The 22,180-nt window shown below is 65.6% G+C and carries 21 protein-coding genes; 10 read left to right on the top strand and 11 right to left on the bottom strand.

The features are described 5' to 3' along the window. Nucleotides 1-126 precede the first annotated feature (126 nt). Both GY937_24890 and GY937_24885 read left to right on the top strand, forming a co-directional pair. On the top strand, nt 127-2,103 hold the full coding sequence (locus GY937_24890) for a tetratricopeptide repeat protein (GenBank protein MCP5059954.1): 1,977 nt from the start codon (nt 127-129) through the stop codon (nt 2,101-2,103). Next, nucleotides 2,090-3,454, top strand: coding sequence for a sulfatase (locus GY937_24885; GenBank protein MCP5059953.1), 1,365 nt, complete (start codon nt 2,090-2,092; stop codon nt 3,452-3,454). Before GY937_24890 ends, GY937_24885 begins: the two co-directional genes overlap by 14 nt. A gap of 10 nt (nt 3,455-3,464) precedes the next feature. Here GY937_24885 and GY937_24880 read toward each other — a convergent pair whose 3' ends face one another. From GY937_24880 to GY937_24870, 3 genes are all read right to left on the bottom strand, one after another. After that, complete coding sequence (locus GY937_24880) at nt 3,465-4,121, bottom strand: hypothetical protein (GenBank protein ID MCP5059952.1); 657 nt, start codon at nt 4,119-4,121, stop codon at nt 3,465-3,467. An 11-nt stretch (nt 4,122-4,132) separates the two neighbouring features. Beyond that, on the bottom strand, nt 4,133-4,756 hold the full coding sequence (locus tag GY937_24875) for a hypothetical protein (GenBank protein ID MCP5059951.1): 624 nt from the start codon (nt 4,754-4,756) through the stop codon (nt 4,133-4,135). Between the two features lie 98 nt (nt 4,757-4,854). After that, nucleotides 4,855-6,462 (bottom strand): sulfatase-like hydrolase/transferase, encoded by a 1,608-nt coding sequence (locus GY937_24870; GenBank protein MCP5059950.1) that lies wholly within the window; start codon nt 6,460-6,462, stop codon nt 4,855-4,857. A gap of 188 nt (nt 6,463-6,650) precedes the next feature. Here GY937_24870 and GY937_24865 point away from each other — a divergent pair, with 188 nt between their 5' ends. Next, nucleotides 6,651-7,925 (top strand): DUF342 domain-containing protein, encoded by a 1,275-nt coding sequence (locus GY937_24865; protein ID MCP5059949.1) that lies wholly within the window; start codon nt 6,651-6,653, stop codon nt 7,923-7,925. A 13-nt stretch (nt 7,926-7,938) separates the two neighbouring features. Then, nucleotides 7,939-8,481, top strand: a complete 543-nt coding sequence (locus GY937_24860; protein MCP5059948.1) for a DUF342 domain-containing protein — start codon at nt 7,939-7,941, stop codon at nt 8,479-8,481. Nucleotides 8,482-8,489: 8 nt separating this feature from the next. On the opposite strand, the gene GY937_24855 is transcribed toward GY937_24860, so the two are convergent. Genes GY937_24855 through GY937_24830 form a run of 6 tightly spaced genes read right to left on the bottom strand, consistent with a single transcriptional unit; the run spans nt 8,490 to nt 15,349 of the window. Then, entirely contained in the window at nt 8,490-9,266 is a 777-nt protein-coding gene (locus GY937_24855) for a 7-carboxy-7-deazaguanine synthase QueE (protein MCP5059947.1), read from the bottom strand. Nucleotides 9,267-9,270: 4 nt separating this feature from the next. Beyond that, nucleotides 9,271-12,099 (bottom strand): hypothetical protein, encoded by a 2,829-nt coding sequence (locus tag GY937_24850; protein ID MCP5059946.1) that lies wholly within the window; start codon nt 12,097-12,099, stop codon nt 9,271-9,273. A 58-nt stretch (nt 12,100-12,157) separates the two neighbouring features. After that, a complete protein-coding gene (locus GY937_24845) occupies nt 12,158-12,505 on the bottom strand; it encodes a hypothetical protein (GenBank protein MCP5059945.1) in 348 nt (115 codons plus the stop codon). Next, complete coding sequence (locus GY937_24840; protein MCP5059944.1) at nt 12,502-13,743, bottom strand: hypothetical protein; 1,242 nt, start codon at nt 13,741-13,743, stop codon at nt 12,502-12,504. The genes GY937_24845 and GY937_24840 overlap by 4 nt, the downstream gene beginning before the upstream one ends. After that, nucleotides 13,716-14,054, bottom strand: coding sequence for a divalent-cation tolerance protein CutA (locus GY937_24835; GenBank protein ID MCP5059943.1), 339 nt, complete (start codon nt 14,052-14,054; stop codon nt 13,716-13,718). The genes GY937_24840 and GY937_24835 overlap by 28 nt, the downstream gene beginning before the upstream one ends. Continuing rightward, a complete protein-coding gene (locus GY937_24830) occupies nt 14,051-15,349 on the bottom strand; it encodes a deoxyguanosinetriphosphate triphosphohydrolase (GenBank protein ID MCP5059942.1) in 1,299 nt (432 codons plus the stop codon). Before GY937_24830 ends, GY937_24835 begins: the two co-directional genes overlap by 4 nt. Nucleotides 15,350-15,542: 193 nt before the next feature. Here GY937_24830 and GY937_24825 point away from each other — a divergent pair, with 193 nt between their 5' ends. Beyond that, complete coding sequence (locus GY937_24825) at nt 15,543-16,667, top strand: aminotransferase class V-fold PLP-dependent enzyme (GenBank protein ID MCP5059941.1); 1,125 nt, start codon at nt 15,543-15,545, stop codon at nt 16,665-16,667. Between the two features lie 56 nt (nt 16,668-16,723). Then, the gene (locus GY937_24820) at nt 16,724-17,134 is read left to right on the top strand and encodes an energy transducer TonB (protein MCP5059940.1); all 411 of its coding nucleotides are present in this window, start codon (nt 16,724-16,726) and stop codon (nt 17,132-17,134) included. 22 nt (nt 17,135-17,156) lie between these two features. On the opposite strand, the gene GY937_24815 is transcribed toward GY937_24820, so the two are convergent. Further along, entirely contained in the window at nt 17,157-18,002 is an 846-nt protein-coding gene (locus tag GY937_24815; protein MCP5059939.1) for an alpha/beta hydrolase, read from the bottom strand. A gap of 4 nt (nt 18,003-18,006) precedes the next feature. Beyond that, nucleotides 18,007-18,630 (bottom strand): tRNA-(ms[2]io[6]A)-hydroxylase, encoded by a 624-nt coding sequence (locus GY937_24810; protein MCP5059938.1) that lies wholly within the window; start codon nt 18,628-18,630, stop codon nt 18,007-18,009. Here GY937_24810 and GY937_24805 point away from each other — a divergent pair. Genes GY937_24805 through GY937_24790 form a run of 4 tightly spaced genes read left to right on the top strand, consistent with a single transcriptional unit; the run spans nt 18,629 to nt 21,890 of the window. Beyond that, the gene (locus GY937_24805) at nt 18,629-20,170 is read left to right on the top strand and encodes an AMP-binding protein (GenBank protein ID MCP5059937.1); all 1,542 of its coding nucleotides are present in this window, start codon (nt 18,629-18,631) and stop codon (nt 20,168-20,170) included. The two genes, GY937_24810 and GY937_24805, sit on opposite strands and share 2 nt — an antisense overlap. Next, nucleotides 20,170-21,006, top strand: coding sequence for a Rieske 2Fe-2S domain-containing protein (locus GY937_24800; protein ID MCP5059936.1), 837 nt, complete (start codon nt 20,170-20,172; stop codon nt 21,004-21,006). The genes GY937_24805 and GY937_24800 overlap by 1 nt, the downstream gene beginning before the upstream one ends. Beyond that, a complete protein-coding gene (locus GY937_24795; GenBank protein MCP5059935.1) occupies nt 21,003-21,503 on the top strand; it encodes a hypothetical protein in 501 nt (166 codons plus the stop codon). The genes GY937_24800 and GY937_24795 overlap by 4 nt, the downstream gene beginning before the upstream one ends. A gap of 18 nt (nt 21,504-21,521) precedes the next feature. Further along, nucleotides 21,522-21,890, top strand: a complete 369-nt coding sequence (locus GY937_24790) for a hypothetical protein (GenBank protein ID MCP5059934.1) — start codon at nt 21,522-21,524, stop codon at nt 21,888-21,890. Nucleotides 21,891-22,180: the final 290 nt, after the last annotated feature.

Below are 22,180 nucleotides of genomic sequence, written 5' to 3'. Positions count from 1 at the left end.
TCCGGTCGAGCCGGGAGGGCGTTCGCCCTGGGTCAAGGACCTTTCGACCCGGAAGATCTGAATCGGAATCCGGAACGGCGGGCTGCGTCGCCCCCCGGCCAAATGATCAGATTTCTACGCTTCTGAGTGAGCGTCTACATCGGACGGCTGGACGAGGCGTTCCAGGTATTGGAGGAAGCCCAGGCCCTCTACCCTGACGAGCCAGGCAGCCGGATGCTCCGCATCGCCACCCTCACCTCCGAAAAACGTCACGATGAAGCGGCTGCCGCCATCGAGGAAGCTCTCGCCGAGGTGGAAGCCAGCGAAGAAACCGCAGAACTGCGCCACCGTCTCGAACTGATGCAGGCTCAGGTCCAGCTTCTCCAAGGCGAGAAAGAGCCCGCCCTCGACGCGCTGCGCACCGCGGTGGCTAGCAATCCTGGGGACCTTGCGGCCTGGCAACTTCTGGTGGGGGGCCTCATGGCCGCCGCGCAACAAGAAGAGGCGATCCGCCTGCTCGAGGCGAACCTGCAAGGGGACGATCCCGCACTGGATCTCTACATCCTCCTGGCCCCGCTCTACGGGGCCAGTGGGCGGCACGCCGAGGCCGAGCAGGCCCTGCGGAGCCTGGCCGCAAATTCCGACGCGGCCGCAGGCATCGTGCCCCTCGTTTCCTACCTCGCTGCCCGCGGCGAACTCGATGAGTTGGAGGCTGCGGTACGGGAAGCCACGACGCGATTCCCGGGTGAGCCGCAGCTCCACGCGATGCTCGTAGAGGCGTTGCTCGGGATGGATTCCGTTGACGCGGCAGAAAGCGAGGCTGCAGCTTATGCCCGGCTCCCGGGCGCCAATGCCGCTCAGGCCGAGTACTTCAGAGCGCGCTTCGAGCTGGCATCCGGCGATGCCGCCGCGGCAGCAGAACGCCTACGCAAGCTCGCACCCACCCTCGACCTCGCAACGACACAGTATTGGCTCGCCCGGGCGCTCGAGGAATCCGGCGACGAAGAAGGTGCCATTCGTCGTTATTCGATGGCCCGGCTGCGGGATCCCCGCTGGCCTTCACCTCCCGTAGCACTGCTTCGAATCGCTGGGCAGCGAGACGATTGGAGGGCCGTCGGACGAAGGGCGCAGGAAATCCTGAGCATCGCCCCATCGAACCTCGATGGCTGGCAAGCGATGTGTCAGGCATACGTCGAACTTGAGGACGGCAAGAGCCTCCTCCAGGCCTCCGACCGTGCGCTCGAGATCTTCGAGCAGGCGCCGGCCTTCCACATCTTCCGTGGCCACGCCCTGCGTCTGCTTGGCCGCGAAGCCGAGGCTGTGGAGGAAATGGAGAAAGCCGCTCCCGGAATCGAGAAAGACCCGCGTCTGGCTGCCGAGCTCGCACGCGCGTGGGGGCTGCTCGGTCGCCTCGATCAAGGCATGGAGGTCGTCCGTCAAGCGGCTGCGGAGCATCCGGACGAGGCCCCCCTCCAATCTGCAATGGCAACCTTGTCCTACGCAAGTGGCGACACTGCGGCCGGCGACCGTGCTAGCGAACGTGCACTCCACCTGGACCCGGAGAGCCCGGGACCGCTCCTTGATCGCTGCCGTTACCGCACTTCCATCGGCGAGTTCGCCCAGGCGATAGGCGATTGCGAACGTTATATCCGCGTACGACCCAACAACCCGGGCGGCTTCTTCCTACTGGGCGCAGCTCACGAAGGCGCGGGGGCTCCCGCCCTGGCAATCCCTGCATATGCTCGTGCTGCCGAGCTGGACGAGCTGGATTTCCATGCCCGCAACAACCTGGCCGTGCTCCTCGCCCAGCAAGGCGATCTCGACGGAGCCCTTGCCGCTGGCCAGGAGGCCTATCGTCTTTCCGAGGAGAACCCCTACGTGGCAGATACGCTGGGCGATCTCTACCTCCGCAGGGGTCTGGTCGACCGCGCCATTTCACTACTCGAGAGCGCTCACGCGGCCGCGTCCGAGATGCCAGACGCCGCCCTGCACCTTGCTCAGGCCTACGGCCGCGCGGGTCGGGGCGAGGAAGCGCGCACGCTGCTCGAGGCCCTCGATGGCTCGATGGCCCCCGACCATGCTCTACGACCCCAACTGACAGAGGCCCTGCGTGCGCTGCCGTAGCCCGCTTCGACGGTCGCTGACGCTCCTCGCCGCGCTCTTCTCGCTGGCGTGCCAGCCTCCCGCGCCGGCCTCCGAAATTCCCAAACGCCTACGCGCGCTCGGCCAACCGGATGTCGTCCTGATCCTGATCGACACCTTGCGCGCGGACTGGACGACCCCCTACGGGTTCGAAAAGGACACGACCCCCGAACTGGCCCGCTGGGCTTCGCGTGGCATCGTCTTCGAGCGCACTCTGGCCCAATCGTCGTGGACGAAGATGTCCGTAGCTTCCTTGATGACCTCGCTCTGGCCCCGTTCCCACAACATCCGGGATGCCCGGGATGGCCTCGGCGAGGGCGCCATCACCCTTGCCGAAACCCTGCAGGCCGCGGGCTATGCCACCTACGGCGTGCAGACCAACGGCTGGTTGCACCAGAGTTTCGGCTTCCACCAGGGCTTCGATCGCTACATGTTCCCGACCGGCGCCAAGGGGCAAGCCCACGAAAAACCCTCACTCTGGGCCCATGCCGACCGCGTGGTCGAGGAAGCAGAGCGCCTCATCGAGGCCCGGGAGCCCGATCGGCCGATGTTCCTCTACCTGCACTTCATGGATGTCCATGAGTATGCTGCGCCGCCAGAGTTCCAGATCTTCGGGACCAATGAAGCAAGCATGTACCAGGCTTCGACCCTCTGGGTCGACGACGCGCTGCGTCGGGTGCGCGAAGCGTTGGAGGCCTCCGGTCGCATGGACCAGACCATCTTGGTCTTGGGTTCGGACCACGGGGAGACTTTCGGCGAGCACGGCATTCACGGCCACGCCCGCAACGTCCTCACGCCTGTCAATCACGTACCCCTCGTCGTTCGGCTGCCCTTCGCGATCGAGCCGGTACGCGTCGCAAGCCAGGTTCGAAACGTCGACCTCGCGCCCACGCTCCTGGAACTTTCAGGCGTGCCCATCCCGGAGAGTTTCGAGGGCGCATCCCTGCTTCCCCTTGCGACCGGCGCCGAAGCCGGCGTGGATCGCCCAAGCCATGCGGCTCTCGGGGTTCCGCTCTTCCCGAACGCTTCGGTGCAAAGCTCCCTCTCGACCGGAACCTGGATGTATGCGCGCAATGCCCCCCGCAACGAGGAAGATCCGAAAGCCTATGAATCACAGGCGGTGGCGCCTGGTGCCGAGCTGCTCTTCGACCGCCGCGTGGATCCCGGCGAGAACGTAAACCTGATCTCGTTGGAGCCCGGCGAGGTCGAACGCATGCGCATGGAATTCGACGCGCACTGGCAACGCAAGCCCGCGGACGCGGTGTTGGAGCGCGGTGTCCGCATCGATCCCGGAATCGCCGACCGCCTCCGGGCGATGGGCTATCTGCGCTAGCTGAACTTCCCTAGCGGCTGCGGCGTCGTGCGAAGACGACCGAGCCGAGAGCCGCCATCGCCAACGCGCTGGCCAACAGCGTCCGGGTGCCCGGTTCCGGCACGAGAACACGGGAGATCTCCGTGCCGTAAACACCACTGAGCGAGAAGCTCCCCAACGGGCCAGAACCTCCGGACCCGCCCCCGCTGATCAGGCTGAGGGTGCCGACGCTCAACTGGTCCAGGTTTGCACCGAAGATCAAGGACTGGATCGCACCCCCCCCACTCATGATGGTGCCCGACACATGCCCCTGGGCCAGGTACGCGGTGCCACCGACCAACACGGAGAGGCTCGCGCTGAGGCTACCAATCGGCTGCGGGGCAGAGAGGCCGAAGCTGGTAAACAGCGTACCCGGAGTACCCAGGCCGAGCGTTTCCACCGCGCTGATGGAGATCGCAAGAAGCGTGCCCGAGGTCCAGGTGTGAAAACCGACGGTTGATGGAGAACTGTCGTTCACTCGCAGTGTTACGGTTCCGCCGATGACCTCGAAGTTGTTCCCCGGGGAAGATGGGTAGAGCTGGCCGTGGTCGAGCTGATACGTCGTGGTCAAACTGGCGCTGGAGGCCGGGGCTGCGCCGAGCAAGAGGAGCCCAGCGGCGACAATGGGAGCGAGAGCAAAGCGATTCAATGTAAATCTCCTTAGCGGTTGCGGCGGCGCGCCACGAGGACGCCGCCAAGAGCCGCCATCACCAGGCCGCTGGCCAGCAGCGTCCCTGTGCGCGGTTCCGGTACGAAGGTTCGATGCACCTCGGTGCCCAACACGTTGTTCATCGTGAACGTCCCGACGTTGCCTCCGATGAACCCGTATCCTGTCGCGGTGATCGTTCCGGAGCTGCCCGCCGAGAAGAAGGCGAACAGGTTCAGCGAGCCGAGCGGGCTTGTGGCCCAGCTTCCAATGCCGCCGCCCGTGCCGGTCCCGGTCGCCGTGAAGAACATTCCGCCGACGTTGCCGATCACTCGCGGAGAAAAGAGGGCGAAGTTGGTGAACAGGGTTGCCGGTCCCGTCGTCGTCTGCGCGGTCAGCGTAAAGCTCAGGAGCGTGCCGGACGTCCAAGCCAGCGTACCGGTCGTCGGCGCCAGGTTGTCGTTCAGGCGCATCGTGACGAATCCGCTGAAGACCTCGTAGTTGGTGCCGGAGCCGACATCCAGGAGTTGACCGCTGCTGAGGTCATACGACACGGTGAGGCTGGCGCTCGAGGCCGGAGCCGAGAACAACATGAGGAGACCGATGGCCAGAAGGGGAGCAAGGGCAAAGCGGTGCATAGGGACCTCCGGTCCCCTCCCAGGTCTGGGCAATCTACCACATCGAAACGTCCCGATGGCTTCGCAATCCTACGTAGTCCCCGCGGGGCGCAATTTTCTTACCTGCACAGCCCGCCGCCCAGAATCGCGTAGGGCTCGCAGTCGTAGATCAGCCGCCCCGCCTCGCCGTGCTGGAAGTCGAGCACCGGGAGCGCGAAGGCTGGGGGCATGCCGGGCGCGGGTGCCTCCTGGAGGTCCTCGACCGGCACCGGATAGCCGGCCCAATCCTTCGGCGCACGCCAACCTGGCGGTGGCACGAGCTCGGAACGTGTGCCCGCGACGGGATAGAGCATGCGCCACTGGCGGATCGCCTCGCTCATCTCCGCCACCACTTCCGGATGGGCCGCGGCGACGTTGTTGTGCTCGTTTGGATCGTCCTCGATCTCGAAGAGATGGGTCGTCACGTCCGCGCCAAGCAACCCCTGGTCGATTTCCTGGACCAGCTTCCATTCGTCGTTGAACGCAGTGGTGTTGAAGTGGCCCCGAATCGGTGTCTCGGAGGCGAAGAAGAGGTAGTCCTCACGAGGCTGCCTTGTTCCGGATTGGATGGCAGCCCACAGATCCTGACCGTCGAGCGCAAAGGGGGACGTGATCGGCACTTCCGCCGCGGCTGCAAGGGTGGGGAAAACGTCCATCGCCGAGATGATGCTCTGGTTCGTCGTGCCCGCAGCGAGGGCCGCGGGCCAGCGCATGACCGACACGACACGAACGCCACCTTCGAAGGTATCGCCCTTCCCCCCGCGCAACGGAACGTTGTCGGCACCGCCGGTTGCATACGCAGCGCCACCGTTGTCGCTGAAGAAGAGCACGATCGTATTCTCGGCCAGCCCTTCCTCATCGAGGGCTTCGAGGACCATGCCGATCGCCTGGTCCATGCCATCGACGACCGCTGCGTACGTCGGTCGGGGGCTCGGCTGGAGGAGCAGCTTGCGCATGCGACGGGAGGTATCGGTCTGGCCGCTGCGCGCCGGCTTCCGATCGTCGTCCATGTCGGCGTACTTCTCCTTCAGGTCGTCCGGCGCATCGAGTGGTGTGTGCGGCGCGATGAACGGCATGTACAGGAAGAAGGGCTTCGCCTCGTCGCGCTCGCGGATGTAGCGGGCGTCTTCCCTTCCCAGCAGGAATGATTCGTAACCCTGGTCGTCGATCGGCTCGCCGTTGCGCTGGAAATCGCGCCCGCCCTGGTTGGCGAACGGCGGGAAATAGCCGACCTCGGTATGCAGATGCCCGTAGAAGTGCTCGAAGCCGCGACGATTCGGATGGTAGGTCTCCTGGGCATGGCCCAGATGCCACTTCCCGACCATCGCCGTCTGGTAGCCGGCATCCCGAAAACTCTCGGGCATGAAGCGTTCGTCCGGGTGAATCCCGTTGGTCATCCACGGCATGATCACGCCGTAGGCCACACCCAGGCGCATCGGATCCCGCCCTGTCATCAATGCGGCGCGGGTCGGCGAGCAGATCGGCGTGGTGTAGAAGCGGTCGAGTTGGACGCCTTCGCTGGCCAGCCGATCGAGGGAAGGCGTCTCGATCACCTCCTCGCCGTGGAACCCCACGTCGGCCCAGCCGAGGTCGTCGGCCACGAAGATCACCACGTTCGGTCGTTCGACGGCCACGGCTCCGGTTGCCAGCCACACCACGAGGCTGCACAGGACGATCGGGCGTTTCATGTCGTTCTCCTCCCCGGCATCCGACTCGATTCTCGAACGAGTGGACGATCAGGAACCAGTGGCGGCGGGATGGTCCGGCGAGGACTCCCCTCCCCCTTTCACCCTAGCGTCTCAGTGGTTCACCCTGCCTCACCGAACACTCGCTTCGATCTTCAAGTGCGCAATGCCCCGCGTCGAACAGAGAAGAGATGGAGAGTCGGGTCGAAGTGCAGGTGAGCGAGGACGGCTTGGAGGCGCGGCTCTGCGTCGTTCCCGGGCGCGCCTCGAATCGAGAGGAACTCGATTCCGCTCTTTCAGAGGCGGGGGTCTGCAAGGGCTTCATCGACGAAGCTCTCGATAGTCTCGCCACAGGCCTGGCCGACCCCAATCACGCTTGCCGGGACGTCCTCGTCGCGAACGGCCAACCCGCGCGCAACGGCAGCGACGGGGAACTCGATTTCTCGCTTTCCCGCGATCTTCCCGCCTCCCATGTGGAGCCTCCAGCCAAGAAAGGAAAGGCTCCAGAGGGCTACTTCTCGGTCGTGATCCCGCGCCAGGAGATCGCGGTCTATGAAGCTCCTCGAAAGGGAGAGGCCGGCTGGAGCGTCCGAGGAGAGGTCTTGCCATGCACGGACGGCAAGGACCCCCTCGATCTCATCGGGGAGGGCCTGGAGTGCACGCCCAACGGAACGCTGAACGCGACGATGGTAGGCGTGGTGATCCGAAGGAAGGGGGAAGAGCTCCGGGTAAGGCCGCTTCCTGCTGAGAAGCGCCTGCTCGTCAGCATCAGCGAGGATTCGATGAGTGCCAAGGTGCGCGTCTTTCCCGGCGAAACCGGAGATGCGAACACGCTCGGGAGCGTACTCGCGCAAGCGGGTGTGACCGCCGGAATCGTTCCCGACGCCCAGGAACTTCTCGCGGAAAAACTCGCCGACCCCCTCTTCGCCGTGGATGGACTCGTCGTGGCGGAAGGTTCCGAGCCGATTCCCGGAACCGATGGTGTGTTCTCTCCCAACTTTGCCGAGGAAGCCCCCGCCGGCAGTGTGGCTGCCGGAAAAGTAGACGAGAAGGGCCAGATCGACTTCCGGAACCGCAGCCTGCTGCAGCCGGTCGAAGCAGACGAACTCCTGGGTGTGTATTCCGCGGCAACGAAAGGTGAACCGGGAACGACCGTCCTGGGGGAACCGCTTCCCGCCCCTGCCGGTGCCGAGCGAATGCCCAATCTCGGGAATGGCATCGACAAGAAGAAAGCTCCCGACACCATCTGCGCCCGTCGTGCAGGCGTCATCTTGTACCAGGAAGCCAAGCAACTCGACGTGGTCGATGCGAGTGAGCATCGGGGCGATGTCGACCTGTCTTCCGGAAACCTGCGTGTCGGCGGTTCTGTTGTGATCAGCGGGAGCGTGATGAGCAATGCACGGGTCGAGGCCACCGGGGATGTCGTGATCGCGGGCCTCGTGGAGGGCGGGTGGCGTCGCGAGTGATGGCCAGGTCGTCGTGAAGGGAGGCGTCATCGGCCAGGACACGGCCTGGATCCGGTCGCGGGGCGATGTCAGCTGCAACCACACATTGGGCGCGCGAATCGACTCTTGTGAGACGCTGGTCGTCCAGAAGACCGCCGTCAACAGCTTGCTCTTTGCACGGGTGGTGTCCGGACCGTTCAAGGTCCTGGGTGGAGAGGTCCACGCGGTGGAGAAGATCGCGATCCAGGAGGCGGGATCACCGGCCGGCGGGTATACGGTTCTCGCGGTCGCAACGGCTCTGCCCGCTTGCGAGGACGATGCCTGCGAGAACGTCCACCTTGCTTTCCAGAAGGACCAGGAGGTTCCGGCTCCCTCTCTGGCGAACGAAGTGGCCGATACCAGGACTCACGCAGACCTGGCGACGGCGCGAATCGAGGTCGCCGGAACCGTCCATCCCGGTGTCGTCGTACGGATCGGGCCGTTCTCGACGTTGATCGAAAATGCGATCAGCGGAGTCCAGTTCCGTTTCGTCGAGGAGAGCAGCCCCCCCATCGTGGTCGAGCCTCTCGCGTCGTAGACAGAAGCCTAGACCACTCCAAGTAGGGGATGCGTCTGGGGGATGACGCGAACATCCCGAAGCCGGCCTCCAACGCGAATGGCGAGTGCCTGCATGCGTGCTGCCGTCGGTCGGGCTTGCACGGGCCCGTGCGGGGTGACGGGCTGGAGCACTAGGGAGGCACCGGGATGGGTCTCGGCGACGCGCCCTACGGCCTCGTCGATCTCTGCATCTTCGCTCGCGGGGGTGATGATGAGCTTCACCGTCACGGCGGCGGCGGCTTTCGCCGTTTCGAGAAAGCGCTGGTGGGCATCATGAAAGGGCTCGGGTCTTGTCCCCTTCCCTTCGCTCTCACGGCGCACATCGCTTGCGAGCTTCCAATCCATCGAAACGAAATCGACTCGATCGATGACCGTCGCCAACGCCTCGGCGTGCAAGCCATGGGTTTCGAGGAAGATTCCCGGTCCCTGACCCGAGAGGGCATCTGCGGCGGCCGCGAGAGCCTCGGGTTGGAGAAGCGGCTCTCCGCCCGTGAGACTCACCCAACGATGGGCAGGCAGATCGAGCCCCTTGGCGACGGCGAGCAAGCGAGCCGGAGGGACCGGGTTTCCTTCGTCCGCCCAATGCTCACTTCCCGGCGCTGTTTCGTAGCGCCACCGATCGGTTCGCTCCCAGGTGCCCGGCGAGTCGCACCAGCGGCAGCGCAGATCGCATCCGCCGAAACGCACGAAAAGCGTTCGGGTGCCGACCTCTGGCCCCTCGCCCTGGATCGAGGAGAAGACCTCGACCAGGTTCGCGGCGCTCATCGGGTCAGCCCTCGAGCACGGATCGACCCATCCCGATCTCCGCGACCAGTTCGTCGAGACGCTCCGGCTTGGTGGAAAGATCCTTCACCAGGAGTCGCGCCACGTGGTCTGCATCCGGTTGGGCGCTGACCCACGCGAATTTCTCGGTCAGGTGCTCCAGCATCGAACCGAGGTCGATCGATCGCTTGCCCGTGACATCATCTGCCCCGAGGACCAGCAGATCCTCGCCTTCGTTTCGCGCCAGGGAAAGGGCCGCACCATATCGCTCCCGCGCCATGCGCATGGTCAGGTGCAGATCCAACTCCGGCGGCACCGTCGCAACGACCATGGCCAGGCCAGCAAAATGCACGAGCCGGAAGTCCCGACTCTGCACGTACGCCAACTCTTCCGGGGGCGGCGGTTCTGCGGCGTGGGCCGCTTCCTTCGAGAGATCCGAGGGTCGCCCGGTGAGCAACATCTCGAGATTCGAGCGCCGATCTCCCGGGTTGCCCGCAATCTCGCCGAGCCTCCACCACCAGAGGCGACCCCAGCGCTGGAAATCGTGGTGCGTGAATCGCCCGGAGACCAGATCGACCAGCTTCTCGGAGAAGCGGCTACGTCGCGAGCACTCCGCGATGACCAGCGGCAACGAACTCCCGGCACCGGGCTCGACCCGGGTGAGAGAAGTGCCGATCGCATCACGGAGCGCACCCAGATCTTCCGGCGGCCACTCGTGGTGGTCGAACCAGACGAGCCTTCCCGCGTAGATGGAAGCCGCCTGGATGGCGTCGCGTGCCGGCTTCGCCATGAAGCCGATCACATAGATCGGTGTCTTCTCCCGCAAATCCGTGGCGACTCCGCGAAAGAAGGTCATCAACTCTTCCTGCGGATAGACCCAGATTCCCTCGATCTGACGCAATTCCCGGGCGAGTAGAACAGCCGCGGCGATCGACTCGCGATCCGCATGGGCCAGGATCGCGGCGCGGCCTCGGGGCAGGCCCGCGTTGTCCTCTTCCGCTTGCTGGCTCTCGGTCACCTCGGCAATCGGCGCCATCACCGCATGCCGGGCGCGACGACGATCTTCGCGCTCCAGCCGAACCCTCTCGAGTTCGGTCATCGGCTCGTCGTCATCGTCCTCGTAGGCCACCTTTGCCGGTGCCTCATCGAGATCCGGTGCGTCCGGAGAGAGCCCGAGCTCGTCCTCGTCGACCAGATCGTCCTCGTCGGATCCTTCCGATGGCGACGCGTCTCGATCCTCGCCCGTGTCCTCGCGGGCGCGCCCACCGCCGTTTCCGCCGTCGTCGCTTCCGCCCCGGTTTCCGCGACCGCGTCGGCCACGACCCCGACGCCGTCGGCTTCGCCCGCCATCGCCATCCTCGCCAGATTCATCGTCCAGGTCGAAGAGTGAGATCTCATCGAAAGCCGCCGGCGCTGCGCCGGCAACCGGTGCTGCATCTCGATCGTCCGTCCCCTCGTCGGAGGCGGCTGCGCTTCGCTCGCCCCCGCCGCCGCTGCGGCGCCGACGCCCACCGCGCGAACGTCGTCTCGCGTTCGGGCGACCCTCTCGGGCTTCGTCGGAGCTTGCTTCGCTCTTCTCTCCGTCTTCGCCACCACCCGCATTCGCGGCTGCAGGTGCGTCCTCGTCACGATCCCTACCTGCGTTGTTGCGCCGTCGAGGCCGCGGTGCCGGTGTCTCGACCTTGGCAACCGCCGCATCCAGCTCACTCAGCAGACGCAAGCTTCCATCGCTGTCCGTCGCCTCGTAGCAGGTAACCGGCAGGCCGAGGTGGCCCAGCACCGCCTGGGTGGCGCCATCGTACTCGGTTGCAGCCAGCAGGAGCCGGGGGCGCTCGAGGCGCAGCGGTGCACCGGCCGCGGCCAACCCGACCGGCAGCCAGGGCTCGGCGGCGAGCACGGCGTCCAACACCTCGCCAAGCGCCGCCAGGCCGAAGCGTTCACGCGCCGCACCGACCACAGGCGCACCATCACCGGTGACACCGATCAGATCGATTGCGCCCGCCGCGGGGCCGAAGGGCCAACGGCGTGAGAAACGAAGCCCAGCCTGGGCTTCGAGGGCGGCGACCCAACGGCCTCGGGCCCCTTCTTCGCCGGTCTTCACGCGACGATCGTTGATCCGCTTGCGGATCGAGCCTTCGAGCCGGTCCATCGCATCGGAAACGGCGGCTTCGGTCAGCGGATGGGCACTCCGGCTCGGCTCGATCAGCTCGAGCACGATACGCGCTCCGTCTGCGCGCAGCGCCGCGACGGTTCGCGCGAGGATCACCAGCTCGACAGCACCGCCGACCGCTCGGATCGCGCCGCCGTGTTTGGCCGCCAGCCCGCGAAAGGCCTCGAGCGCGCGGGTGAACAATGTCCGGCCCTCGGGCGTGGTGGCCTGGGCAACGACCGCTTCAGCAGCCGCCCAGATCGGGTCGCCCGATCGTTCCGCAAGCACCGGCTCCGGCCCGGTGCCGTCACCCGGTACGAGGAGCGCCCGCAGTGCCGGTTCGAAGCCAAGCAGTGCACCCAGCCGCCGACGGCTGGCAGGGTCCCAGCTCGGCGCGAAGGCCGCCACGATCCTCCCGTCCCCTTCTTCGCGGGTGGCCGCCACGAGGCCCGCAAGCAGGGCGTCGCCACCCGAGCGTGGGCTGACCGCCACCACGAAGCGTTCGTCCTCGCGTTGTGCCCGCCCGACGAGCGCGAACTGATTCGAAACGTCCGCGGGTTGCGCGGCCTCGATCTCCGCCCCAGCCAGTTCCGGTGTTTCGCTCAAGCGCTCCAGCCAGCGCGCCTCGATGGGGGCACCACGGCCGTCGTCGCTGCGCTTCCGGCGCCTCGGGAATCGTCTCCGCATTACCATGATTGGATCTCCAGCATCGTTGTGGTCCGCCCTGCCCGGCTTCAGCTCGAGCTCATTCGTCTTCGGTGATCGGCACCAGGCCGAGAATTTCACCTTGGACGAGGCTCACTGTGACGTCGACCAACAACTTCTCGAGCTCTAGATAGAGCCCGTCGTGGCCGATCGCCGAAGCAAGGCGGTCCTTGTGTTTCGCAAAATCAAGAAGAATGCCGCCGAGGAGCTTCCGGTCAGCGCGCGCGTATCGCACGACCCGGTTCCAATCCTTGAACGGCACGTCGATCCGCAGCTCGCGGACCTCCTCTACCTCCAGCGGCAGGTCATCGCGCAGGATCGTGAGCGACACGCTCTTCGAGCCCTTGCGTATCTGCGCGCGCCAGAATCTTCCTTGCGCCAGGATCATGGCGTCACGATCAACGACTCTCCGTCGCTTCCTTCGCCCCCAGCCTCGTCGCTGGCCTCGGCGTCTGCGTCCGGTTCGTCGATCTCGAGGCCGGCGATGGCCGGCGCAAGCGGCAGCCATAGCATCGAGCGGGTGAGCGGATTGTCCCGGGGTTCGCGCTCTTCGAAGGCGGTCGCCGCCGCCAGGCAGGCGCGGGCGGCGTCTTCGTCCCCTCGTTTCCAGAATGTGAAGGCACTCTCCCGGAAGCGGTGGCTGGCGGTCGCCCCGCCCTCTCCGCGGTAGATCTCGTCGGCCCCCTCGGCCAACACGCTGTCGAGCCGCTCGCGCTTGGCGGTGCCGGAAACGATCAAAGGGCTGTCCATTGCGGCGCGGATCTTCTCGAAGAGCTCGCTGAGGATTTCTTGCGGGGGCGGCCACGGACCCGCGCGGCCGGCTTCGACCAGCCGGACCGCACGCTCCAATAGTCCGTCCTCGTCGTCGATGGGCAACGCCTCACGCACCAACTCGCCAGGCAGCTTGGCTTCACTCTCGGTCTGGGTCAGCCGTGTCCGCCATTCGCCGAAGCCGCGGGGAAGCCCGCGATCTTTCGGGTGCACCGCGAGGGCCCGGGCAATCACCGCCTTCAGCGAAGCTTCTTCCACCTCGATGGCAGGGTGTCCGCTTCGTTCGGTCAGGCTCTTGAGGAAACGGCGGAGTTTTCCGCGGCTGGCGCTGTACACCTCGAACGAGACCAGGCCGCGCTCATCGTCGAGAATCACCTCGAACAGGCGTGCGCCCATGGAGGGATGATTCTCCACGAGAATCGCCATACGCGCGCCCGACGGATCGAGCGGTGTGAGCCATCCGCCTTCGAGCGCTTCTTCGACATCGGCCAGGCCCGCGACCTTTGCCGCAGGCGCTTCTTGCGCGACATCCACGCCACGGGAGCGAAGCCTGTGCTTGAGGCGTCGCAAGACCTTGCGGCCGGCCTTGCCGAGTTCCTTCTCCGGCAGGTCCGCGACCAACTCGGCGCCGGCCGGCTCGGTCTCCCACTCTTCGGCAAGCTCGATGCCATCGTCCGGGTGATGGTCGAGCAGCCACAGCAACACCCGGCGAGAAGCCTCAGGCGAGAGCAGCTCGAGCAGCCGAAGGGGGTCCCCATTCGCGGGGCGGATATCATCCGCGTCGCTCGCCAACGCACCGGCTGCGGCTTCGAGGGCTTCAGGCAGACTCATGCCGAGGCCTCGGATCGGATCCATGCCTGATACGCCTTGCTGCCGCCCGCGATCGGCAGCGCGAGGACTTCCGGCACATCGTAGGGATGGAGTTCCTGCACCCGCCGGGTGAGGCTATCGAGACGGTCCGCTCGGGTCTTCACCATGAGCAGTACCTCCGCGTCATCCTGGATCTCCCCCTCCCACCAGTAGATCGAGCGCAGGCCGGGTACGACGTTCACGCAGGCCGCCAGGCGCTCTTCAACGAGGATACGGCCAAGCCGTGCTCCGACCTCTCCATCCGGAGCGGTCACCAGCACCAGCTGTACGTCGTCTCGTTCCCCCTCCAGGGTCATCGGGATTCCAGCAGTTTTTCGTGTTCCGCGAGCGCAAACCGATCGGTCATGCCCGCGATGTAGTCAGCTATCGCGCGAGCTTCGCCTTCCTCGGGGAATCGCGCCACCACGTGGGCCGGAAGTTGCACAGGATCGCTCCGATACGCCTGGACGAGGGTCCCGATGACCTCAACGGCCATCTGGCTTCGACCCACGACTTCGGGGTGGTTGTACAGATGGACTGAAAGGAATTCCTTCAATTGTCCCTTAAGTGACTCGATTTCCTCCGAAAAACCAGCCAGGCAGGGGGCCTTCCGGACCTCTTCGACCGTGGTGGGCGCGTTCTTGGCCAATCGGGCCGCCGAGGCTCCCAGAAAATCAGTCACGAGGCGGTTGACCAGGGCCACGATCACCTGCGCCCGCACGACCGGCGCCTCGAGTTTTCCGTACTCCGTTTCCACGTGGACACGGCTCTCGGCCCAGAGCGTTACCTCTTCGAGCTGGCCCAGCGTGAGCAGGCCCGAGCGGAGGCCGTCGTCGAGATCGTGGTTCAGGTAGGCGATCTCGTCGGATTGATCCGCGACCTGGGCTTCGAGAGATGGGCTCTGCTGAAGCTCCGGGACCGCCACCGGGTGGTCCCATTCACAACCATGTTTCGCGATGCCCTCCCTCGTTTCGTGCGTCAGGTTCAAGCCGCGAAAGCCCGGGTAGCGATCCTCCAGCCAATCGACGACGCGCATCGTCTGGCGGTTGTGATCGAAACCGCCGTCCTTCTGCATCCAGCCGTCGAGCACCTTCTCGCCGGCGTGGCCGAAGGGCGTGTGCCCCAGGTCATGGGCGAGTACCACGGCCTCCGCCAGGTCTTCGTGCAAGCGCAACCCTCGGGCCAACGTTCGTGCGATCTGGCTGCCTTCCAGTGTGTGCGTGAGCCGGTTGCGTTCGTGGTCACCCTCGTGAAACACGAACACCTGGGTCTTGTACTCGAGGCGCCGAAAGGCGCGGCAATGCACGATGCGATCGCGATCCCGCGCGAAGGCGGTGCGGTGGGGGTGCTCGGGCTCCGGATGCAGCCGGCCTCGGGAGTCCCCACTCCGCTGGGCGAACGGCGCTAGCCGCTCGCGCTCCTCGGCCTCCCGATCCTGCCGGGTTGCAATCAGAGGGGTCGCGATGAGACGATTCGGCGGGTTCACTCTTCCTCCCTCGAATCGCGAAGCAACCGACCCAACTCGGCCCGAGAGGCATCGTCGATCCGGTCGTGGGTCGGCACGGGCTCGGCCGGCGCCCCCGGGCTCGGCTCGAACGTCGCGAGCGCCCATGCCGCAATCGCCGCCAGCGCCACTGCGGCCAGGGGAATGATCTTGCGGCCGGGGGTCACGTGAACACCTCCTGGGGCCGTTCGGATCGGGGTGAGAAGGCGGGGGGCCGCTCCGAGACGAAAGGTACGAGGGGGCGAGGCGATGTCAATCGACGGCTACCGTGTCGCGTGGATCGACGGCTACCGTCTCACCCATGAACGCGCTTCCCCCTCGCCTGCTTCTCGGTCCTGGCCCTTCGAACGCGCATCCGCGCGTGCTCGAGGCGATGTCGCAACCGCTCGTCGGCCACCTCGATCCGCTCTTCCTGGCCTTGATGGACGAGGCCCAGGAGCGTCTACGGCGGTTGTTCGGAACCGAGAATGCGCTCACCCTTCCGCTTTCGGCCACCGGCAGTGCCGGAATGGAAGCTTGCCTGTGCAACCTGCTCGAGCGCGGAGACGACATCGTCGTCGGCGTGGCGGGTGTCTTCGGCACTCGAATGGCAGAAGTGGCGAGCCGGATTGGAGCCCGTGTGACACGGGTGGATGCCGAGTGGGGCACCGCCTTGGATACAGCCGCGATGCGGGCCGAGATCGAACGGGTGCGGCCGCGTGTCGTGGCCTTCGTTCACGCTGAGACATCGACGGGCGTGCTGCAGCCCGTTCCAGAAATCGCCAGCGCGGCCCGGGAGGTGGGCGCCTTCGTCGTCCTCGATTGTGTGACGTCGCTCGCCGGGCTTCCGCTCGAACTCGACGCTTGGGGCATCGATGCCGCGTACAGCGGAACCCAGAAGTGCCTCTCGTGCCCGCCCGGGCTCTCGCCGGTTTCGTTCAGCGAGCGTGCCGTGAACCACATCCAGGGCCGGGCGACGCCGGTGCAGAGCTGGTACCTGGATGTGTCCCTGCTGGCTGGGTACTACGGCGGCGAACGCGTCTACCATCACACCGCTCCGATCTCGGCGATCTTCGGCCTCGTCGAAGGCCTCCGAATCGTCGAAGAGGAAGGTCTGGCCGCTCGCACGGCACGACACCGGGAGGCCCAGCGTGTGCTCGTGCAGCGGCTCGGCACGCTTGGCTTCGAACCTCTGGTCGATGAAGCGGTGCGGCTACCGCCGCTCACGACGCTTCGTCTGCCCGACGCCGTAGGCGACGCTGACGAAGCGGGAATCCGCCGACGGCTCCTCGACGAGCATGGCATCGAGGTCGGAGGTGGGCTCGGGAAGCTGGCCGGCAGTGTCTGGAGGGTCGGTCTGATGGGCGAGAACGCCCGGCCGGAGAGCGTATCCAGGCTCGAGGGGGCCCTTCGCGCCGTCCTGGGCTCGCCGGGAGGCACCGGTTGACCGTCTTCCTGGGCGCCTGCTAAGCCTCCGCCCCCCTGGAAGACCGAGGAGCGAACTTGGGGCATTGGACGGGATTGATTTCGATCGGCGCCGCAATGCTTGCGGCGGGCCTGGCGTACGCCCAGGCGGAGGGCCGCCCGGTAGTGGACCCGGCTGAGATCGATGCGATGCCGGAAGCTCCGACCGTGATGGCGAGGATCGCGGAGATCCGGCAACGCGTACAGGAAGCGGTCGTCTACCCGCCCGTCGCTCGCCGCCGCGGGGTCGAGGGCACCACGCTCATCGAGTTCTTGATCGATGCGCAGGGTCGCGCCAGCGAAATCTCAACCGTTGAGAGTTCGGGAAGCAAAGCGCTCGATGCGGCTGCCGAGCTAGGTGCACAGGAGGCCGCCCCGCTGCCTTACGTCTTCGGCCGACTACGCATCCCGGTGGTGTTCGAGATCAACCAGTTCGAAGCGCGTCTCTGAACAAGTCAACCAGCGGGGACACCTACGGGTGGATGCGATCCAGGTGCAGCTCCAGCGCCTCGAGCCATGCCACCGCACTCTCGTTCTGTGGTTGGTGGGCCGCTCCCGGGAGGGTCGCAAGCACCGCGCCGGGGATCTCGGACGCAAGCACTTCACTGGGAGCGAGGAACGGCTCATCCTCGGCACCTACCATCACCAGGGTGGGACAGGTGATTTCGCCGAGACGATCTTCGAAGGATCGTGCTTCGGCCATGGCATGGCCGAAAGACGCGTACGCTTCAGGATCCATCGCCTCCATCCGCTCGCCTCGCCAGCTCCAGAAGCGCTCGGTTCCCCACTCCTTCTCGATACGCCGATCCGCCTGACTCCGTTCCGGATCGTCATTGGCCCGAGCCCGGAGAATCGATGCCAGGGCGGGCATGCCTGCCTCGCGTGCAACACGCACGGCGGTGTCCAGGAACTCGGTCTGGATGAATCCGAGACGTGCGGCCGAGGTATCCATCAACACGAGTGAGGCGATCCGTTCGGGATGCGCGAGCGCCATGCGCAACACGATCATTCCGCCCATCGAGTGCCCGAGCAGGTGACACGGCACCGCGTCCACGGCCACGAGCCACTCCGCCATCAGCTCGGCCATCCGTTCCAGCGAGTACTGGCCGGCGGGAAGCCGACCGGATTCGCCGTGGCCCGGCAGGTCCGGAAGCAGCACACGACGCTCGTTGGCGAGGGCCGGGATCTGTCCCTCGAAATCCTTCCAGTAGCCGGTATAGCCGTGCATCAAGACAAGCGGAATTCCACTGTTCGTGCCGTTTTCGGAACCGGCTTCCTCGTGGGCGATCTCCACCCCATCGATGCGCGTGCTCAGCATGGCTTCAGCTATGCAGCCGCGGGAGCGGTCGCGCGTCGGCGAGGATCACGGCTTCGTGGTGGGTGATCTCCTGGAGGCGCTCGGCCACTTCATCGCGCGGTGCGAGCTGACAGGCCAGATCGACGTAGAGGCCATGGTGGCGCGCTTCCGCCTTACGCAGGGCGGCGTAGAAGCGGCCGAGCGGCTCGTCCCCCAGTGCCGTCGCCAGCAGGCCGAGTCGTTCGCAGCTGCGGGCTTCGATGACCGCACAGCACAGAAGGAGATCGAGAAGGCGCAAGGGCTCCTTGTCTCTCACGATCTTTCGCAGCTGGCCCGCGTAGGCGCTCGGCCGCTGACGACGAAAGACCAGGCCCTTCCGCTCGAGCCAGACGAGAACCTCCTCGAAATGGGCCAACTCCTCGCGGGCCAGGCCCGCCAATGGCCCCATCAGGAAGGCATGATCCGGATATTGGAAGATCAGGCGAATGGCCACGCCCGCCGCCTTCTTCTCGCAATGGGCATGGTCGAGGAGCACCTCGGGGAGGTCTCGCAGAACCCGGTCGGCCCAGGCAGGATCTGTGGCGGAGGCCAGCTTCAGCACGAAAGCGGAATATACTGGCCTGGACGCATCACGCGAAGGGAGCCCGATGTACCCCGCTATTCACGCTGAGAAGAACCCGGACAAGCCCGCCTTCATCATGGCCGGGAGTGGCCGGGTGGTCACGTACAAAGAGCTCGACGAGCGCTCGAATCAGGGCGCCCAGCTCTTCCAGAAGCTCGGGCTGCAGCACGGCGATCACATCGCATTCTGCATGGAGAACAACGAGGAGTTCTTTCCCCTGGCCTGGGCCGCCCAGCGGAGCGGCTTGTACTACACGGCGATCAGCTCCCAGCTCACCGCTCCGGAAGTTGCGTACATCATCGAAGACTGCAACGCGAAGGTCTTCATCACCTCCCAGGCCAAGGCCGAACTGGCCCAGGGGCTCGAAGGGGAGTGCCCGAACCTGGTCGCGCGCTACATGGTCGGCACGCCTGTTGCGGGCTACGAATCCTGGGAGGAGGCATTGGCCGAACAGCCGACCTCCCCGATCGCGGAAGAATGGGAGGGGGCGCCGATGCTCTACTCCTCCGGCACGACGGGCCGACCGAAGGGCGTCAAACATCCGATCGAGAAGGAGCCGATCGGAAAGCCGAGCCCTCTGGTGGGCGTGATCCTCGCGCTCTATCACGCCACCGATCATTCCGTCTACCTCTCACCGGCCCCGCTCTACCACGCCGCGCCCCTTGGCTTCACGATGGCCTTCCTGCGGATCGGGGCGACCGTCGTCGTGATGGATCGCTTCGATGCGGCCGGCGCGCTGGCGTTGATCGAGAAGTACCGGATCACCCACAGCCAATGGGTGCCGACGATGTTCGTGCGCATGACGAAGCTTCCGGAGGAAGAGCGTGCGCGCCACGATGTATCGAGCCTGGAAGTTGCGATTCATGCGGCGGCGCCCTGCCCCATTCCGGTGAAAGAGCAGATGATCGATTGGTGGGGCCCGGTGTTGTACGAGTACTACGCCGGCACCGAAGGCAACGGCTTCTGTGCCATCAACTCCGAGGAATGGACGGCACACAAGGGGTCGGTCGGTCGGCCTTTGAATGCGATCGTGCACATCATGAACGATGCATTCGAAGATCTTCCGACTGGCCAGGAGGGTGGCATCTACTTCGAGAGCGCCGTGAAGTTCGAGTACCACAACGCTCCCGAGAAGACCGCCGATTCGCGAAGCCCGCAGGGCTATACGACCCTTGGCGATGTCGGTTACCTCGACGACGACGGTTGGCTCTACCTGACGGACCGCAAAGCGCACATGATCATCTCGGGTGGGGTCAACATCTATCCGCAGGAGACGGAGAACGCGTTGATCACCCATCCCAAGGTGACGGACGTGGCGGTGATCGGCGTTCCGAACGAAGACTTCGGCGAGGAAGTGAAAGCAGTCGTGCAGCTTACGGATATGGCCAACGCGGGCCCCGAACTGATCGAGGAACTGATGGAATGGTGCCGGGAGCGGATCTCCCACGTGAAGTGTCCACGCTCGATCGATTTCGAGGCGGAACTCCCGAGGCATCCGACCGGAAAGCTCTACAAGCGCCTGCTCAAGGATCGATATAGCGGCAAGACCGATTCCCGGATCGTCTGATGGAGGCAGTCCGCCAGCCCGCTGCCGGCCTCAGCCTCGCCGCCACCTACGAGCGCACCGTGGCCGCTTCACTCGAACGCGTCTGGGAGAACGTGCACGATTGGGAGCACCTGCCCTCTTTGCACAGCGCGGCGTTCTGCGAGATCGAACTCGAGGAAAGCGGGCCGTGGGGCTGGCGGGCACGGGTGCAGACGCCACCTCGCGGCGCCGGAGAGGACCTGGTGATCGAACTCCGGCGGGAAGACGACGCCGAGCGCTACCACGCCCGAACGCTCCGAGGGCCGGGCGTCGGAGCGGACACGGTGACCACACTGACCCCCGAGAGCGATGTCGCCACGCGGGTCGAAGTGGCCTTCTGGGTGCCCGTTCCCGATCAAGCCCAGGCGGAGGCGATCGGAAAGGGAATGGTCGCGCTCTACACCCGCCTCTGGGACGAAGACGAGGCGATGATGGTGCATCGCCAGGCGTTCCTGGACGGTCGGATCCCCGGCGTCGCACGGCCTGGTGCGCGCGCTTCCGTCGCGCTTGGATCGGAGGCTGAGCTTCGCGCAAGCCTGCCGACCGTCGTCGATGCCCATGGCGAGCCTTTCAGGATCCTGGAGTTCGAAGGGGAACTCTTCGCCCACTCGACGGTGTGCCCGCATCTCGGGGCGCCACTCGACGAGGCGCCCGCGATCGACCGCCATATCGTGTGCCCCTGGCATGGCTATCGTTTCTCTCTCGTGGACGGGTCGAATCCAGAGCACCCCCGTTGCCGAATGCGTGTTCCCGCCCGGGTCGAAATCGATCCATCGGGCAGCGCACACCTCACCTTCACCCAGCAGGAGCTCTCGTGACGACGACGCACCGGACCTTCGTCAGCTACATCGATCGAACACGGGAGTTCTACGCCGCCCAGGGCTACGAGCGGCCTTACCAATGGGCGCAGAACGAGAGCGCTCCATTTGCGAAGCTCACCAAGCCGCTCGCCGATTGCCGGACGGCTCTGATCACCACGGCCAGCGTGTTCCAGGAGAGGAAGGTCGACCCTGGATCCTTGCGGGGCACGAAACAAGTGTGGTCGGGCGAGACCGAACCGCCGCCCGATCGTCTCTTCACGGACGACCTCGCCTGGGACAAACAAGCCACCCATACCGATGATGTGGAATCATTCCTGCCGATCGCTGCCTTGCGTAGCCATACCGAATCCGGCCGGATCGGATCGGTGGCAAGCCACTTCTTCGGTGTACCCACCGACTACAGCCAACGCCGAACCATCGAGAACGATGCCCCGGAAGTCCTTCGCCGCTGCCAGGACGACGGCGTGGATGTGGCTCTTCTCGTCCCGTTGTGACCCGTCTGTCACCAGACCGTGAGTCTGGTCGCACGACATCTCGAAGAAAATGGCATTCCGACCGTAGTGATCGGTTCGGCCCGAGACATCGTCGAGGAATGCGGGGTCGCGCGCTTCCTGTTCAGCGATTTTCCTCTCGGCAACCCCTGCGGCGTTCCCTATGACCGGGAGATGCAGCGCGACATCGTGGGCTTCGCCCTCGACCTGCTCGAGGGCGCCAGCCTTCCGCGCACGACCGTCCAGACGCCGCGAATGTGGAGTGAGAACACTTCCTGGAAGGACAACTACGCGCGTATCGAACCAGAGCACGCCGAAGCCCTTCGCCTGGCGGGAGACGCCCGCCGGGCAGCACAGGCGAAGGCGCAGGCACGTGGGGAATCCGCCTAGGGCGTCCCGTCCCTTTTCGTTCTTCGCAAACACCGAGGAGGCTCCCATGGCCGATTATCCGCCCGCGTTCGACCTTCGGGAGGGCGTGCTCGAGAAGTGTCTCTACAGCAACGCGGAGCGCCTGTTCTTCGCGCCCCGCCAACCGAGGGCCTAGCAGGCTGCGGAAGAACGCTGGTGGCGTAGCGGAAACCGGGAGCTCGAGGGGGTTTTCCCGGGAATTGAGCGCGGAATCGGGGTTTCGCCGCCGGTGAGTGTCCGGCTCGTGACCCGCGCGGCGCTCCGTTCGGGCC

The organism is bacterium (genome assembly GCA_024228115.1).
In the GTDB taxonomy this organism is placed as follows: domain Bacteria; phylum Myxococcota_A; class UBA9160; order UBA9160; family UBA6930.
Note: the sequence above shows the minus strand (reverse complement) of the source record. Positions and strands in the feature narration are given on the sequence as shown.

What these genes read in the sequence shown, in the direction of transcription:
- GY937_24875 (MCP5059951.1), bottom strand. Translation starts at nt 4,756, where the DNA reads ATGCACCGCTTTGCCCTTGCTCCCCTTCTGGCCATCGGTCTCCTCATG.
- GY937_24870 (MCP5059950.1), bottom strand. Translation starts at nt 6,462, where the DNA reads ATGAAACGCCCGATCGTCCTGTGCAGCCTCGTGGTGTGGCTGGCAACC.
- GY937_24865 (MCP5059949.1), top strand. Translation starts at nt 6,651, where the DNA reads ATGGAGAGTCGGGTCGAAGTGCAGGTGAGCGAGGACGGCTTGGAGGCG.
- GY937_24855 (MCP5059947.1), bottom strand. Translation starts at nt 9,266, where the DNA reads ATGAGCGCCGCGAACCTGGTCGAGGTCTTCTCCTCGATCCAGGGCGAG.
- GY937_24850 (MCP5059946.1), bottom strand. Translation starts at nt 12,099, where the DNA reads ATGCGGAGACGATTCCCGAGGCGCCGGAAGCGCAGCGACGACGGCCGT.
- GY937_24845 (MCP5059945.1), bottom strand. Translation starts at nt 12,505, where the DNA reads ATGATCCTGGCGCAAGGAAGATTCTGGCGCGCGCAGATACGCAAGGGC.
- GY937_24840 (MCP5059944.1), bottom strand. Translation starts at nt 13,743, where the DNA reads ATGGATCCGATCCGAGGCCTCGGCATGAGTCTGCCTGAAGCCCTCGAA.
- GY937_24835 (MCP5059943.1), bottom strand. Translation starts at nt 14,054, where the DNA reads ATGACCCTGGAGGGGGAACGAGACGACGTACAGCTGGTGCTGGTGACC.
- GY937_24830 (MCP5059942.1), bottom strand. Translation starts at nt 15,349, where the DNA reads ATGGGCGCTCGCGACGTTCGAGCCGAGCCCGGGGGCGCCGGCCGAGCC.
- GY937_24825 (MCP5059941.1), top strand. Translation starts at nt 15,543, where the DNA reads ATGAACGCGCTTCCCCCTCGCCTGCTTCTCGGTCCTGGCCCTTCGAAC.
- GY937_24815 (MCP5059939.1), bottom strand. Translation starts at nt 18,002, where the DNA reads ATGCTGAGCACGCGCATCGATGGGGTGGAGATCGCCCACGAGGAAGCC.
- GY937_24805 (MCP5059937.1), top strand. Translation starts at nt 18,629, where the DNA reads ATGTACCCCGCTATTCACGCTGAGAAGAACCCGGACAAGCCCGCCTTC.
- GY937_24800 (MCP5059936.1), top strand. Translation starts at nt 20,170, where the DNA reads ATGGAGGCAGTCCGCCAGCCCGCTGCCGGCCTCAGCCTCGCCGCCACC.